Origin of the sequence: Reichenbachiella agarivorans, from assembly GCF_025502585.1 — a bacterium.
Taxonomy (GTDB): domain Bacteria; phylum Bacteroidota; class Bacteroidia; order Cytophagales; family Cyclobacteriaceae; genus Reichenbachiella; species Reichenbachiella agarivorans.
On record NZ_CP106679.1, the window covers coordinates 1,173,940 to 1,189,685 of the forward strand.

At 42.3% G+C, this 15,746-nt stretch carries 13 protein-coding genes; 5 read left to right on the forward strand and 8 right to left on the reverse strand.

Features of this window, described 5'->3' with window-relative positions; translation table 11 throughout:
• The 3 genes from N6H18_RS04955 (at position 1) to N6H18_RS04965 (ending at position 5,099) form a co-directional block, all read left to right on the forward strand.
• Positions 1–897, forward strand: coding sequence for a type IV pili methyl-accepting chemotaxis transducer N-terminal domain-containing protein (locus N6H18_RS04955; RefSeq protein WP_262310727.1), 897 nt, complete (start codon positions 1–3; stop codon positions 895–897).
• A 319-nt stretch (positions 898–1,216) separates the two neighbouring features.
• The gene (gene amt, locus N6H18_RS04960; RefSeq protein WP_262310728.1) at positions 1,217–3,517 is read left to right on the forward strand and encodes an ammonium transporter; all 2,301 of its coding nucleotides are present in this window, start codon (positions 1,217–1,219) and stop codon (positions 3,515–3,517) included.
• 283 nt (positions 3,518–3,800) lie between these two features.
• Positions 3,801–5,099: an MFS transporter gene (locus tag N6H18_RS04965; protein WP_262310729.1), complete on the forward strand. Its 1,299-nt coding sequence runs from the start codon at positions 3,801–3,803 to the stop codon at positions 5,097–5,099.
• 57 nt (positions 5,100–5,156) lie between these two features.
• Here N6H18_RS04965 and N6H18_RS04970 read toward each other — a convergent pair whose 3' ends face one another.
• Positions 5,157–6,266: an NAD(P)/FAD-dependent oxidoreductase gene (locus N6H18_RS04970; RefSeq protein ID WP_262310730.1), complete on the reverse strand. Its 1,110-nt coding sequence runs from the start codon at positions 6,264–6,266 to the stop codon at positions 5,157–5,159.
• Between the two features lie 74 nt (positions 6,267–6,340).
• Here N6H18_RS04970 and N6H18_RS04975 point away from each other — a divergent pair, with 74 nt between their 5' ends.
• Positions 6,341–6,823 (forward strand): GAF domain-containing protein, encoded by a 483-nt coding sequence (locus N6H18_RS04975; protein ID WP_262310731.1) that lies wholly within the window; start codon positions 6,341–6,343, stop codon positions 6,821–6,823.
• Here the strand turns inward: N6H18_RS04975 and N6H18_RS04980 are convergent.
• From N6H18_RS04980 to N6H18_RS04990, 3 genes are all read right to left on the reverse strand, one after another.
• Positions 6,820–7,719, reverse strand: a complete 900-nt coding sequence (locus N6H18_RS04980; protein ID WP_262310732.1) for a hypothetical protein — start codon at positions 7,717–7,719, stop codon at positions 6,820–6,822. The two genes, N6H18_RS04975 and N6H18_RS04980, sit on opposite strands and share 4 nt — an antisense overlap.
• Positions 7,720–7,914: 195 nt before the next feature.
• Positions 7,915–8,904 carry a hypothetical protein gene (locus N6H18_RS04985; protein WP_262310733.1) on the reverse strand — a complete coding sequence of 330 codons (990 nt, stop codon included), beginning with the start codon at positions 8,902–8,904 and terminating at the stop codon, positions 7,915–7,917.
• Positions 8,905–8,913: 9 nt separating this feature from the next.
• Positions 8,914–9,714: a hypothetical protein gene (locus N6H18_RS04990; RefSeq protein WP_262310734.1), complete on the reverse strand. Its 801-nt coding sequence runs from the start codon at positions 9,712–9,714 to the stop codon at positions 8,914–8,916.
• A 284-nt stretch (positions 9,715–9,998) separates the two neighbouring features.
• Here N6H18_RS04990 and trhA point away from each other — a divergent pair, with 284 nt between their 5' ends.
• Entirely contained in the window at positions 9,999–10,649 is a 651-nt protein-coding gene (trhA, locus tag N6H18_RS04995) for a PAQR family membrane homeostasis protein TrhA (protein ID WP_262310735.1), read from the forward strand.
• On the opposite strand, the gene N6H18_RS05000 is transcribed toward trhA, so the two are convergent.
• The 4 genes from N6H18_RS05000 to trkA form a co-directional block, all read right to left on the reverse strand.
• On the reverse strand, positions 10,646–11,620 hold the full coding sequence (locus tag N6H18_RS05000; protein WP_262310736.1) for a hypothetical protein: 975 nt from the start codon (positions 11,618–11,620) through the stop codon (positions 10,646–10,648). The genes trhA and N6H18_RS05000 overlap by 4 nt on opposite strands.
• A 141-nt stretch (positions 11,621–11,761) precedes the next feature.
• Complete coding sequence (locus tag N6H18_RS05005) at positions 11,762–12,856, reverse strand: prolipoprotein diacylglyceryl transferase (RefSeq protein ID WP_262310737.1); 1,095 nt, start codon at positions 12,854–12,856, stop codon at positions 11,762–11,764.
• A gap of 9 nt (positions 12,857–12,865) precedes the next feature.
• Positions 12,866–14,323, reverse strand: coding sequence for a TrkH family potassium uptake protein (locus N6H18_RS05010; protein ID WP_262310738.1), 1,458 nt, complete (start codon positions 14,321–14,323; stop codon positions 12,866–12,868).
• Positions 14,320–15,660, reverse strand: coding sequence for a Trk system potassium transporter TrkA (trkA, locus tag N6H18_RS05015; protein ID WP_262310739.1), 1,341 nt, complete (start codon positions 15,658–15,660; stop codon positions 14,320–14,322). The genes N6H18_RS05010 and trkA overlap by 4 nt, the downstream gene beginning before the upstream one ends.
• Positions 15,661–15,746 lie beyond the last annotated feature (86 nt).

Genomic DNA, 15,746 nt, shown 5'->3' on the forward strand with positions numbered 1-15,746 from the left:
ATGAAAAAACTGTCCCTACAGTACTTACTGTTTCTTGCAATCCTGACAGTAGCCATAGTGACAAGCCAAATTTTAGTTCAAAAAACCATCTCTGACAGCAAATCAGACTCCCGTATCATCAACATATCGGGTAGACAACGGATGCTCAGTCAAAAGATAACCAAGGCCGCACTCAAACTACAGGATAGCAAGACTAGGGAAGAGTATTATTCAACCAAACAAGAATTGAGCAATGCCGCTGAACTATGGACTCAGTCGCATAAGGCGCTGCAATTTGGCAATGAAAACATAGATGTCACGGACATGAACAAGTCCGAGCGTCTTTTGGAGCTATTTGTAGAGATACAACCTTACTATGCGGACATCTTGGCTGCCGTCGAAGACATCAAAAAAATTGGTTTCTCTCGTAGCACCCAAGAGACGCAAATGCAACAACTCAATCAAAGTACCCAGATAATTCTGGACAATGAAGCCAGCTTTTTGAAACTGATGAATGATATCACATTCGAGTATGACCGTCTGGCCTCTCGCAAAGTTGAACAACTATCCATATCAGAATACACCTTGTTGGCAGTGGCATTGATCCTCATTCTTTTGGAGGCATTCTTTATTTTCCGTCCCATGATCAAAAGTGCCAAAAAGAAAGAAACCGAAATCTCAGAACTGCACGAATACGTCCAAAAGTCGATTACTTTCCTAGGACAAACCGAACAAGAAAAACATTATGCCTCATCACAAATCAATGAGGCCAATGAAAAAATCAATGAACTCGTAGCGGCCAATTATGAACTCAAAAGGAAGCTGAACGAACTAGAAAATACCAAAGGAGAAAAGAAGGAGAAAGAAACTCCCGTTAAGCGCAAAAAGAAGGATACAACCAAAAAACAATCCTTGTAAAAAGCATTTGTCACCAACCCACCTAACGAAACACAAATCATTGGTAATTTAATATGTGTACGTTACCTCAGCCACCACTTTGCTCAGCAAAGGGTGGCTGTATTTTTATATCCAAATACTGTAGTAAAAACAGTTTTACACTTGTCATGGGACATTTTTTCGCTTCATTAAATGATCTAATATTGGAATTAGAGAAAATCAGCACTCACCGATAAAAGCAGCTTTGGAAAAACATGTATTCGCAGCATGTCGACTAAGGCGGCAAACAACAGCAGCATAGTCCAAAAATGAGATTGAACTCTAATAATCAACTCATTTTATGAACACATTTTTAACAGGCCTGATAACCCTGATCGCATCCCCACCCGACCCCAATGTAGTAGAAAGTCTAAATTTAATTCAGCTCAATCTTGATGACCTATGGGTGCTAGTAGCGGCAGCCTTGGTATTCTTTATGCAAGCAGGATTCAAGGTTTTGGAGACTGGTCTGGTCAAAAAAGAACACCGATCTGGTATTGGTGCCAAAAATTTGCTCGACTGGGTAGCGGGCAGTATTGCCTTCTTTCTCGTCGGCTTTGCCATCATGTTTGGGGACTCAACCAATGGCATCTTTGGATTTCACTATTTCGCTGGCGACTCCATCGACACTGGCAAAATCCTCATTTTCTTCCTTTTTCAACTTGCATTTGCAGGCACCGCGTTGACTATTGTATCTGGTGCTATGTCAGGTAGGACAGGTGTAGTTGCCTACTTTATAGTCTCATTGATCACGGCCACCATTATCTATCCTGTGTTTGGACACTGGGCTTGGGGCAATCTGTGGGTGACAGACAATGAGCCTTGGCTGGCAAGCCTTGGTTTTATGGATTTTGCAGGGTCAACAGTCGTTCACTCCACGGGAGCCTGGGTGGCTGTAATGGGCATCTACATGGTAGGGCCAAGACTCGGTAGATATGACGCCTACGGTCGTATCCAACCTACCAAAGCCTCTGATTATGCCTACAGTATTCTAGGAGTCATGATACTCTGGCTAGGTTGGTGGGGATTCAATGGAGGCAGTACCTTGGCGTTTAACAATGACGTACCACAAATCATCCTCAATACAAATCTGGCAGGAGCAGGAGCATGTTTTTCAGCATTCTTCCATGCCTATCTTTTTCAGAAAAAAACTGACGTGATCGAAAAGATTGCAGGTGGTAGTTTGACTGGTCTGGTGGCCATAACAGCCTGTTGCAATGTAGTGACTCCTATATCCAGCTTGATCATTGGTCTACTCGCTGGTGTGATACACAACATATTCTATGTGATTATAGCTGAAAAATGGAAGCTAGACGATCCTGTAGGTGCCATAGCAGTACACGGTATTGGAGGTGTATTTGGGACACTCTGTGTAGCCCTTTTTGGACAAGAAGAGCTGCTCGTGCACAGCAGGTGGATACAGCTTGGTACACAATTCATCGGCATAGCCACTTGCTTTATATTCACGACTTTTGTCTCCTACATTGTGTTTTCGATCATCAAAAAAACCATCGGTCTCAGGGTATCTCCTGTAGAGGAAAAAATCGGGTCGTTTGTAGGCAACAGTTCTATGGATGTAGAAATCAATGAAATTGATGATCAAAAAGTAGCACAGGTTTCTATCAGAGTCAGTGACAAAGGCTACAACATCTACTCTGTCATCGAGTACCTCTCAATCAATCAGGAAAGAAGGAAAAAAATGATCTCGGAGGATCGTGTCAGATACATGGACGAAATGGGGAGCATTATCCCACCATTAGTTGCTGTGCGACAAATGGGTCTCATGCTGGATAGTATGAAAGAAAAAGCCACTGCCGAGCGCGATGAACTCCGCAACAAGCAGGAAGAGTACGACAATTCTCTACAGCATATGGGGAGCCTCCAAAATGCACTGTTGGAAGACGAGTCTTCGTTGAAGGATCTCTTTGAGGATTCCTTCCTCATCTTCCAACCGCAAAAAAAGGTATCAGGAGATTTCTATTGGTTCAAACAAATCTCAGAGTACAAAATTGTCATTGTATCCAATTGTACAGGCAAGGGGGTATCTGGTGGATTTTTGGGCATGCTGGGTATTTCTTTGGTCAAAGAAATTTTTAGTTCCAACAAACTCCTGTACCCAGACAAAGTACTAAAACTCCTGGATAAGAAATTTGAGCATTCGCTCAAAACCAGAACACTCAGCGTCAAAATGAAAGATGCGATGGATGTTTCGATCATTATTGTCGATGAGTTGAAACAAAAAATATACTTCTCTGGAGCCAACAATAGTGTCATGCACGTAGCAGGAAACACTATCAATGAATACCAGGGTGCAAAATGGCCTATCGGACAATTCCCAGAAGATGAAAAAGGGAAATTTAGCAGAGAGGTGATCTCTTATCTACCGGGCGAGTCCATCTATCTCTACACGAATGGTTATTATCATCAAACTAACATAAATGAAAAACCATTAGGTTTGGACAGTTTCAAATCACAACTCAAGTTGGTACAAAACATGGAGTCAGAAACACAAAAAACCATCTTGATGGATGACTTCAAGGAATGGAAGGGAAGTGAAGAACAAAAAGATGATGTGTTGGTAATTGGAATAAAACTACGATAAACTACGTAGTTTATGTTTCATCATAAATTAATAACTCAAATGAGCTAAAATTAGCCATTTGAGTTATTTTTATGATAAATAGCATGTTTTATATTGTGCATAAACTAGTTTATATATGGTTTTAAGTCATATTAATAACGAATTAAGCAGCATAATTTTGTAACATCTACGTACATCGACAATACTACGTAGTTTCACATTAAGACTTGAAATTATGCAGACAATCAGAACTTCAACCGAAAAAGCCACTAGAATCAACCTCTTAGATTTTAGATCGGTACAAATGCGAACATTTCATCTCAGCTGGATCGCCTTCTTCTTGTGCTTCTTTGGCTGGTTTGCGCATGCACCATTGATGAACTCAACCATCGGACCTGACATGGGATTGAGTCACGCACAAAAAATCACAGCTTTCATTGCATCAGTGGGTATCACCATCATTGCACGACTAGTCATCGGCAACCTCTGTGACAAAATCGGTCCACGAAAAAGCTACACCTATTTATTGGCGTTTGGTGCGATCGTAGTGGCGGGATCATCACTAGCCTACAATTGGGAAACCTATTTGATCTCTAGAATGGCCATTGGCGTGATCGGTGCATCCTTCGTGATCACACAGTACCACACGACCAAGATGTTTGCGCCGAATGTAGTAGGAATTGCTAACGCCACCACCGCAGGTTGGGGGAATCTCGGTGGAGGCGTGACGCAAGCCATGATGCCACTGATTGCCTCAGGCATGTTGGCGATTGGTTTTGCAGAATCAGAACTATCCAAATGGAGACCTGCCATGGTAGTACCAGCCGTCATCATGCTAGTTGTAGCCTATCTGTACTGGAAGTACACAGAAGACACCCCACAGGGCAACTATGACAGCAATCCCTCCATCAAACCCGTGAGCCAACCAGGCGAATCAGGACTCTTCATGTCAGCTGTCAAGGATCGCAGAGTTTGGATATTGTTTGCTATCTATGGCGCTTGTTTCGGGCTAGAGCTTTTCGTCAACGGACGAGCAGCGACCTATTATCAAACCAAGTTTAGCCTCAATGAAACTACCGCAGGAATAATTGCTGCATTGTTTGGGCTGATGAACCTTTTTGCGCGCTCGATGGGCGGGTGGTTAGGCGACAAGTTCTCTACCACTGGCGGCCTATCAGGCAGAGTAAAATGGCTCGTGATGGTGCTCTTTGCAGAGGGATTGGCATTGATCCTGTTCTCAAGAATGGATATGCTTGGACTTGCCATTGGTACCATGATCGTCTTCTCGCTTTTCGTCCAAATGGCCGAAGGAGCTACTTTCTCAGTGGTGCCATTCATCAACAAAAAATCTCTCGGGGCAGTGGCGGGGATCGTGGGTGCAGGCGGTAACGTCGGAGCTGTGATCTATGCACAATTCCTACTTAGAAGTGGTGCCACACTGGAAAACAGTTTTATGTACTTTGGTATCGCAGTAGTAGCAATCAGTCTCTTAGGACTGGGCATCAAATTCTCAGCGGCAGACGAGCAAGCAGCCCGAGACGAACAGAAAAAACTAGAAGAATTTGAAAAGCAATTGGCCAATAGGGAATTGAAGGCTGCTTGATTTTACTCTTGAGTTACAAAAAAGAGGAGGTCGGACATTTAATCCAGCCTCCTCTTTTCACTCAAACTCCCTCCCATGACTCAATCCAATCAATCGGTTCCTCAACCAAGAATTGGACATCAGACCCACGGCCATTTCTGACAAGATGGGACTACCAAATAGCCTCTGAAATTGTCGGCCTGACCAAAGACGTAAAGAAAATTCGTAATCCCATATTTGTTGATAAGCGGCTTCTAAAGCAGATCTGTCAATCTCACCCTTGTTCCACCGATCTATAATCAACCTACTCAGTAAACTTGCCGAACGAATCGCCATGGCCATCCCATTGCCGCAAAGCGGTGTGATCATCCCTGCAGAGTCCCCAGACATCAGGATGTGATTTTCTACGGCCTTCTTTTTTTCGAATGAAATCTCGTTGATCACCAGTGGTTTATCAAACAGGAAATCCGAGTTGGCCCAGATAGCTTTGAGATGAGGGTTGTTGAACAAAACATCCTCCTCCATTTCTTCAACATTGCGACTTTTGAGATTATCTCTGTGACTCAAATAGCAAAGATTGAACACATCACCACCTACACTACTCAGCCCACAATAACCGTCCTTAAAATTGTGAAGGGCAATCACATCTTTGGCAAAATCCGTTTTGATGTGGTATTTAATCCCAATGTATGGCGACCTATTGGCCATAAATGCCCGCTGCAAGCGTGCGTCCAGTTGGCTTCTTTTCCCGAAAGCTCCTATTACCAACTTAGATTGATATTGCTGATTTGCTGCCTGGACTTCAAAATATCCGTCCTGCCAAATGACATCACTGACTTTGGTGTTTTCCATCAAGTCTACGCCTGATTCTTTGGCCTTCCTAGCCAAGAACAAGTCAAAATTATGGCGACTGATGCCAAAACCACCTAAATCCAGATTTGTATGAATCTTTTTTCCACTGATGGCGCTCAACTGAAATTTACTAATTTCACTAGGCGTCAACTCAGCAGGATACAAGTCATGCTTTCGCAAAAAAGGCTTCACTTCATTGGAAATGTACTCACCACATACACGGTGGAAAGGGTAACTGCCCTTTTCCATCAAGCAAACCCTGAGACCCGCTCTGGACAACAAAATCGAATTGATCAAACCTGCCAATCCACCCCCTACGATGATCACATCTAGCATGCCTAAATATCTGAGAAAATAATTAACTATTACAGGACTCTCCCGTAAAATTGCAGCACATTCAATCTCAAATCATGGCGGAGGAATTAAAAATCGATCAAACTAAAAGTAAGAAAGAGCAATACGAGGCCTTGTTGCCACAAATTGCTGCTTTGCTATCTACCGAAACAGATGCCACCGCCAACTTGGCCAATGTAGCTGCTGCGCTCAAGCAAACCTTCGGCTTTCTATGGGTGGGTTTCTATCTGGTCAAAGGAGATCAATTGGTACTTGGTCCATTTCAGGGACCCATCGCCTGTACCCGCATTGCGCTGGGCAAAGGAGTCTGCGGTACAGCTTGGAAAGAAGGACTGACACTTGTCGTAGACAATGTGGACGAATTCCCTGGCCACATAGCCTGTAGCTCTGATTCTAAATCCGAAATCGTAGTGCCTATTTATAAAAACGGAGAAATCATTGGAGTACTTGACGTGGATAGTGAGGCATTGGCTCATTTCGACGAAATCGATCATGACTATTTAGAAAAACTCATGATCGATCTAGCCAATCATATTTAATCCCTACCAAATTTATCCATCACTCTTTCTTTGATTCCATTGAACTCAAAGTGTAACTCTGTACCACTCTTTGGATCCAATCGAAAAGCCTTGCTTTGAGAGTCATACAACACTTCGTAGTACTGGTCTTTCAATTCACCCGCAATCAAAATATCACTCCGAGTCTCCTTATCGTACAGCGTCAAGCGGCTTGGGTATTCTATTGGCAAATCCAGTTGTATGAAATCATTGATGTACAACAAATGTGTGGCACCATTTAACTCAATCCGTATGCGGTCCTTGGTCTTCTGGTATGGGGTTCGGTAGAGATACACCGTGCTTCTGACTGGCTCCTCGGCAGACAAAGACTGCTCAAAATTGCGCAAGTTGTAGTTTTGGACGGCCTGCCGGATGTCTCCAGGTTTGAATCTAAAATCAGAAGAATTGACGTATGAAAAGGTGGTATCATCATCGGCCAACATTAGGCTAAAATCCAAAAAACGCAGATCACGCGCTCGCCTATTGTCGTGCATATCATACACCTCCTTGACAAGACCTTCCTTTTGCATGAACATAGAGTACCCGCGACGTTGATCAACAAAAAGAGCAATCGCACCTGACTCATAGCGCTCCACAAACAGATACTCTCGCTCTCCCTCTTCGTTGAAGTAAAATATAAGATAGTAAGAAGACTCGCTCAACGATTGTGTATAACCCATGATAGAATCAGGCAAAATATCAACCATCTCTCCTTCTTCATAGTCTTTGACCCTCACCACATCACGAAATTCTAACATCCTCATAAAAGGAATCTTCCGACCACTATGCAGTGTCAGGGTATCCTGTGCGCACAACTGGTCGCCAACCACCAGTAGGGCCATTCCCAAAATCAATCTCAACCAATTAGTTTTCAGCACTCGTATTTGATGTTCTCCCTTGTCCAATCTCAAAAATGAACCATTAAGCAATCGATTCCAACCATTTTTCACAAAACGGCTTCTCTTAATCAAACCTTAATATATCATGAGGGAAATTACATCAAATTTGACGACCAAGGGAATTATAAAACGGTGACTCATATAGTCCGTTTGAGAAATTGAATTCCATTCCCATCATACCAAATAACACTCTTCATTGCTCTGAGTCATAATACTGATGGCATGTTTACCATACTTTGGCTTGAAAATGACTATTTTATCTTGATCCCTGAGTTGTCCATAGAATCCAGAAGGCACTTGTATGGTCTTCCATGTAGTACGTATCGTTCTCTTGGTACTCGATCGATTGGAGGTAATGGTAGATTTGTCTTGTACGACAGCAGCAATTCCAAGCTTTATACCAGCACTTTTGTTTCGGGCATAATGAAAAACGGTATGACAGATTTTAAAGAATTGAAATGCTGGTACAATTACCAAAGGGAACATAAAAATAAGCAGAGCAGCCATGTCAGCAGCTACTAGTCCATAGACAATGAATAAAAATGGAATCATCCAAAATAATCTCGCTTTGATTTGTTGCCTCATCATCCTGTTGAGTACAGTCAAATCCTTGTCAGTCATCACTTGCTCTATGGGTTTTTGATTGACGAAATGACTTAAACGCTGCAAAGTATCTCTGGTTTCTTCCTTGGCAAGATCAGAAGAAACCAAATCAAATTTTAGCGTAAAACCAGACTTAGGCGCCTTTTCCATCACGACCTTATCCCCAACTTTCGCCTGATTGTAGTGTCTATAGTCAATGTTGTATTCCTTGCCATTGACAGTGAGATAATAACTTCTCTTGGTACTTGATTGACCTTTGGATCCCGTGTTTGCTGACGTTCTTATGTCAAGTCTCTTGTCTGATATTTCACCTGATATGAGATACTTCACACCTCCTTTGATATCCATGGCTAAAGCCCATATCATGTATGCAATAATCCCAAAAAAGATCACCCCTACTCCGAATAGAAAGTAAAAGCCAAAGTCTCCATCCATATGAGAGAGCACAAAAACATACATCAAACTCATGATTCCCATCACTACAAATGGAAAGATGAAAGCAGGAATCAGTTGTTTTTTCAGTTTCTTGATATCCTCTGCTGTGAGTGCTATAGTTTCCATAATAATCTATTAATCTGCTAAATCAGCTAGGTTAGACATCCTTTCCATTTTTTCTCTCAGTTCAGCGGCATCTTCATAATATCGATTGACAAGCAACTGTGCTCGTACCAATTCATCTGCTGGCACAGGTATCCGATAGTCGTGGTTACTCTCTCTTTCACCCAGTTTAGAAGATACAGTCAGGTGCATGGTAATCGGGCTGGTAGTAGTATCTATTTCAGATTTGGACACGAACCGTTTGAACCCCGTCAATTCAATCAATTGATCATTGATCAAAATGTGATTTTGAGTGAAAATGATACGACCTACCGATTCATTCAGCAGTTGGATTTGAGCTTTGTTGATCATTCCATAGCACAGCCACACAACTCCTCCTATTGGTAGTGCAATAGCCACCCCATACATTATGCTGATTACCCAACTATTAGATTCATGCAACAGCCAACTGGCTACTGCTAGGATCGCGAGCATTACCCCAACTGGAGCAGTTCTTTGTTTTTTGGTCAACTCTCTCCTTGCATAGGTCATATAGCTGCTCCACATTTCTCCTGTGAGCTCCCATTGGGTAATTATTGCTGCCTTGTTTTGTCGAATTTCTGCTGACACTAGAATACGTCTCTGGTTCATGGCTCTCATCAACAAGTATAGAAAAACGGGTACGCCAACTACTCCAATGATGCACACCACAAATAGCAATCTATTTCGTGCTCCAAAACTAATCGCTAGCCCACTGCCTAGCAAAGCTGCACCTGCCAAGCACAGCAGTATGGTATATAAAATAGTGTATGTGGTAGATACTTTATTTCTCATGATAGGGTATTTAATCTGAGTTATACAATTTAGGATTTAGTCAATAGTCAATCATACACAACAGATCTAAAACACACTGGATTCAAATCAAAGGGCCTGTATGGGTTGGTTGCAAAATCAAAATAAAGAAATTTTCATAGCTGAAATTATACCCTCCAGTGGGTATTTTCACGTACCAGACCTAGGTAATCTGATGAAAGAAAACAGCTCTTCTAACGATATGAATCACCTAAACAATATTACTACCTTGCATCATCCATTATAACTTAGCCAAAACAACAAGCATGGACAAAAGAATTGACAAACATCAAACGATCGGAGAGGAAATATCGAATTCGATCTCACACGGGGTAACAGCTCTGACTGCCATAGGAGGCATGATTGTATTGATCGTGTATGGAGCACGAAGTGACCAAGAGTGGAGCTTGTTTAGTGCCTTGTTTTACGGTGGCAGTTTGGTTCTACTCTACACTTTTTCTACCCTATATCACAGCCTCACCCACAAGAAAGCCAAAAAGGTTTTCAACATTTTGGATCATTGTGGCATCTTCTTACTCATCGCAGGCACATATACCCCTGTCATGCTGATCACTATAGGAGGTGTGACGGGTTGGGTATTTTTTGGGGTGCAGTGGACAATGGCCATCATAGGCATCGTGCTCAAAGTATTTTATACTGGCCGATACAATGCCTTGTCTACGGCTCTGTATGCCGTCATGGGTTGGATCATTGTGATCAAATTGGATCTCATCAAATCAGTGATGCCCGAGTCAGCCTTTTGGCTATTGGCCTCAGGAGGTCTTTGCTATACCGTCGGAATCGCCTTTTATATCGTGGACTATCGCATGAAGTTTTCGCACTTCATTTGGCATCTATTTGTGATGGCTGGCAGTATCCTCCATTTTTTGATGATGGTGATGTATATTTTCAATTAGGCTCTGCTTGAGATTTTCAACTCATGATCATGTTGCGCTTCTTTCAATTGATCAAAATCATCTCCATACTCTTCGAAATACCCTCTTTTTTCCAAATTGGAGGAGATGGCAATGGTCAACTGATTCATTTCATCCAAAGCATCATGAATGAGTGAAAGGAATTCTGGAATCTCCTTATTTTCTTCCATACTTTCTATCAAATTGACCAAGGCCATTGCCCTGCACAATGGGGCTCTTAAAAGGTGTGAATTGATAAAAGACTGCTCTGCCAAAATTCTATTTTGCTCTTCTAAAATAATGGCTCTTTCTTTGACCTCCATCTCCAACATCTCATTGATCTTGGTTACTTTGGTTTGGCGTCTATACAAAGACCTGTTGTGTTTGACAATCTTTCTTTGATACCGTTTGAGCTTCTGATTCAACTTGGATTCTCTTTCTGTCTGATCATAAAACTCTTGTAAAAAAGAATACATCACCAGAAACAACAAGCCCACCCCAAAAGCATAGGTCAGATATTCTAAATAACCACCATTGAAAGCATCGGCACTTGCTTCATTGTCCATTACCACAAAGTTTAACCCTTGCTGACCTACCAAAATGACTATCCCTACGATCGTACAAACAGAAAGCGCCATCTTTTCTCTGTAATCAAACAAAACCCAGGGTATCAGTGCCATCCCAAATTGAGAGAAATACAAAGCAGTCACTACGGGCTGGTCAGGTGTAGCAACAAGGCTATGAAAGCCAGCATTGAGCAACAAAGGTGAAAGAGAAATAATAATACGTGGTGCAAGCGAGTATTGGCGATGAATAAGCCACATCGCCACAACCATCAAAACAGCTGCCAAAAAAGGAAAAACTGCAGCTTCGAGGCTGAGACTAATCAGAGCCAAAAAAGCATACAAAATACCCAAAAAAATAATGGCGTATCCAATGCGAACCGCTATACGTAGGTGTTTGCTAATTTCCATTTACAGGTGTACAGAATACATCTACCTCCAAAACACGATAAATGTACTAGCTACAAGATAGCTTTTTTCTGCTAAAAACCAGATTTAGCGCTTGGTAAGAAGACAATTTTGCTAAATACAATTAACAACAAGCACCCACTATTATTGCTTTTTGGTAAATCCCCAAGATTTGATCAGTACCACCAGACCAATGATGAACATAGGTATGCTGAGCCATTGCCCCATGTTGAGCGGAATACTAGCCTCCCATGCTTCTTGGTTCTCTTTGAAGAATTCCACCACAAATCGCTCTGACCATAGCATCACCATGAACAAGCCAAACAGAAACCCTGTTTTGATCTGTGTCCTGTGATGAAACCATATATGAGCCAATATCAAAAACATGATCACACAAGCAAGGGCTTCATACAACTGCCCTGGATGCCTAGGGATCCCCAAGACCTCTACAGTAGCATGTTGCGCCCCTCTCGACATAAAAGTATCATATTTGATCCCTTGGTTGGAGGAAATAGCGATGTGTTTACCTACCTCGTGGTAGCGGTCTATGGCTCTTGGTATCGTGGATTCAAAAAATAACTTGGCATGATCAGGTGTCAATTCTACGCCACGTTTGTAGGTCAAAGAAATCATCATGGGCACCTTTCCTGATTCTGTGATAGATTGATCTTCCACCTGATCAAAAGACACTTCTTCGATTCTTGGGTCTAGGTTTTTGAACATGTCCTCTACGCTTCTAGCAAACACGATTCCGCTATCGGTGCCTGTTGGCAGTCCTATTATCTCAGAGTTCATCAGGTTACCAAAGCGAATACAAGCACCCACCAATACTGTGACTATAGCGACTCGGTCCAAAATCCACATATAACTTTGATCCGCATGTTTGCGACTGTAGAGATACAGTGCAATCAACATACCGATGGCTCCACCATGACTGGCCAAGCCACCTTCCCATATTTTGAGAATCTCAAAAGGGTTGCTGAGATAATAACCAGGATTGTAAAACAAGCAATGACCCAACCTAGCGCCCACCACAACGGCAATCACCAAATACATCGTCAGTTGATCTACATCTTTGACATTTTTTCCTTCAGATTTGAATATCCAATACATAACCTGCTGAGCTAGGATAAACCCTAAGGCAAATAACAAACCGTACCATCTCACAGGATGATCTAAACCAGGTATTGTAAAAATCTCTGGGCTAGGACTCCAGATAATCATCTCAAATAATGTCATGTTCTTATGTTAAATCCTTCTCCAAAAGTAAGGGGTAAATAAAATCAATACAGTAAAAAGCTCCAATCTACCAAGCAGCATCAGCATACTCAGCAGCCATTTGCCCAGCTCAGGCATATTCCCAAAGTGATCCACTGGCCCTACATCTCCCAAACCAGGACCGATATTGCCTAGACAGGTGGCAACTGAGCTAATGGACGTCATAAAATCCACACCAATGAAAGCCATCATAATTGATCCAAAAGCAAAAATACTGATGTAGATCATGATAAAGGCGAGGATATTGAATGTAATATCTCTATGTATCGCCTTGCCGTTGAGTCGAACGGGAATGATGGCAGAAGGATGCAATTGTCTCTTCAATTCTAGCACACTATTTTTGACTAGAATCAAATGTCTTACAATCTTGACTCCACCAGCCGTACTACCAGCACTTGCTCCCACAAACATCATCACAAACAGCAAAACGATGATTTCATAAGGCCATACCGTATAATCTGCCGTCACATAGCCTGTGGTAGTAATGATCGATACCACTTGAAACAAGGCCTGCCTGATGGACAATTCTAAAGTCGTCCCCATCGTCTGGTACACCCCTATGCTAACCAGTATGGCTACAATGGCAGTGACCACACAATAAAATCTAAATTCCTCATTCCTAAATACCGTCAACATTTTGCCATGCAATGCAAAATAGGTGACTGTAAAATTCGTCCCTGCCAAGAACATGAAAATAATAATTACATACTGAATGAAAGGCGAAGTATAATAGGCCACACTTGCATTTTTGGTGGAGAATCCTCCAGTCGCCATGGTAGTCAAGGCATGGTTGATAGCATCATAAAAATCCATGCCACCTATCCAAAGCAAAACCATCTCGACTACAGTGAGCATCACGTAGATCAACCAAAGCCGTTTAGCAGTCTCGGTGATTCTAGGTTTCAATTTGTCAGGAGAAATACCTGGTGCCTCAGCGACAAACAACTGCATCCCCCCAATCCCCAACAGTGGCAGAATCGCCACCGCCAACACGATGATTCCCATTCCCCCTATCCACTGAGTCAAACTCCTCCAAAACAGGATTCCTTTGTCGATACTTTCGATATCCGACAGTATGGTCGCGCCGGTCGTAGTAAATCCTGAGATGGTCTCAAAAAAAGCGTCTGTAAAATTGGGAATGGCACCACTGAGCATATAAGGCAAAGTGCCAAAAAGAGACATGGCCAACCACCCAAAAGTTACGATCAAATAACCATCTTTCTTTTTCAACTCTTTGCTTTGATTTCTATGACTGAGAGCAAAAGTCAAATACCCAATGATGATGGCAGATAAACCTGATATGAGCAAAGCATTGAAATCTCTGCCACCATAGTAGTAGCTAAATGGCAAACAAGTCATCATAAAGACCCCATTCATCAAGATGAGTAGTCCCAATACTTTGAAGATGACTTTGTAGTTGAATTTCATTTAAAATAACCTTCCACTTTTCGGATGCACTCTGGCTTGGAGAGTACAACGACTCTGTCCTTGGGCTCAAACATAAAATTACCACGGGCGGTAATTCCCTTTCCTCCACGTATCACGCCCCCGATCAAGGCAGAATGAGGAAAATCCAAATTTCTAAGCTCCGCCTCTAGTATCTTTGAGCCTTCTTTGACTTCAAATTCTAAAATCTCAGCATCCACGCCATGTATAGTCGTCATATTCAGTACCTGACCTTTTCGGATGTATCTGAATATGAAACTCGCCGCAATCAGTTTTTTGTTGATCATGGTATCCACACCGATGTTTTGAGACAGGTGGATGTAATCCATGTTTTCGACCAGAGAGATGGTCTTGGGCACTTTGTGATTCTTAGCCACCAATGACGAGATCATATTCGTTTCAGAATTGCCCGTCACGGCGATGAAAGCATCCATTTCATCAATTCCTTCTTCTTTGAGCAATTCAACATCACGACCATCTCCATTGATAATCATGGTGTTTTGCAGCATATCAGCCAGTTCGAAACATTTCTCCCTGTCCTGCTCGATGAGTTTGATGTTGTATTTTTTGCTGAGCTGTCTCGCAGCTTGAATACCTATTTTACTCCCTCCAAGAATCATCACATTTTTGATCGACTCTCGTTGCTTGCCAGCCAGGTCCAACACACGATCTACACCGTCAGGTTGACAGACAAAGTATGCATGGTCATTGATCTGGAACTTGTCCGCTCCATGTGGTATAATGGTTTCCTCTCCACGCAGTATAGCCACAGTGATAAAAGAATGGTCGGGATTCAAATAAGCTGTTTCTACCAAAGATTTGTCCTTCAACTCTGACTCATCATCGATCAAGATTCCCACCAGCGACAATAAGCCCTTTTCAAAATCAAAAGTATCTGTCAGGGCATTTTCTTTGAGCAGGCGTTTGATTTCTTTGGCAGCCAATGACTCTGGGGAAATCACCTCATCAATTCCGATTTCTTTGAGATCCAAAATATCCTTTCTCTGGATGTACTCTGTATTGGTCACCCGAGCAATCGTCTTTTTAGCACCTAGGTGCTTGCCTATGATGGAGGTAGTGATATTGGCAGTCTCGGATTCGGTCACTGCAATCAGCAGGTCTGCTTTAGATACCTGAGCATCTTCCAGCACCTTGTAGGACGTAGAATTACCCTTGGTGGTATGGACATCAAGATGACTCGATATATACTGGAGACGATCGTCATCCATGTCAATGATATTGATGTCATGCGACTCATACGCCAATAGCTTGGCCAAATGAAAGCCGACATCCCCTGCACCTGCAATTATTATTCTCATTGAATTCTAAGAGTATTCATTGATTCGGACAAATATAAACCAAACCAAAGAGCAATGATACTTTTTAACTTTAAGATCAAAGTTAA

Coding starts and splice junctions, on each gene's coding strand:
- N6H18_RS04955 (WP_262310727.1), top strand. CDS start 1: ATGAAAAAACTGTCCCTACAGTACTTACTGTTTCTTGCAATCCTGACA.
- amt (WP_262310728.1), top strand. CDS start 1,217: ATGAACACATTTTTAACAGGCCTGATAACCCTGATCGCATCCCCACCC.
- N6H18_RS04965 (WP_262310729.1), top strand. CDS start 3,801: ATGCGAACATTTCATCTCAGCTGGATCGCCTTCTTCTTGTGCTTCTTT.
- N6H18_RS04970 (WP_262310730.1), bottom strand. CDS start 6,266: ATGCTAGATGTGATCATCGTAGGGGGTGGATTGGCAGGTTTGATCAAT.
- N6H18_RS04975 (WP_262310731.1), top strand. CDS start 6,341: ATGGCGGAGGAATTAAAAATCGATCAAACTAAAAGTAAGAAAGAGCAA.
- N6H18_RS04985 (WP_262310733.1), bottom strand. CDS start 8,904: ATGGAAACTATAGCACTCACAGCAGAGGATATCAAGAAACTGAAAAAA.
- N6H18_RS04990 (WP_262310734.1), bottom strand. CDS start 9,714: ATGAGAAATAAAGTATCTACCACATACACTATTTTATATACCATACTG.
- trhA (WP_262310735.1), top strand. CDS start 9,999: ATGGACAAAAGAATTGACAAACATCAAACGATCGGAGAGGAAATATCG.
- N6H18_RS05000 (WP_262310736.1), bottom strand. CDS start 11,620: ATGGAAATTAGCAAACACCTACGTATAGCGGTTCGCATTGGATACGCC.
- N6H18_RS05005 (WP_262310737.1), bottom strand. CDS start 12,856: ATGACATTATTTGAGATGATTATCTGGAGTCCTAGCCCAGAGATTTTT.
- N6H18_RS05010 (WP_262310738.1), bottom strand. CDS start 14,323: ATGAAATTCAACTACAAAGTCATCTTCAAAGTATTGGGACTACTCATC.
- trkA (WP_262310739.1), bottom strand. CDS start 15,660: ATGAGAATAATAATTGCAGGTGCAGGGGATGTCGGCTTTCATTTGGCC.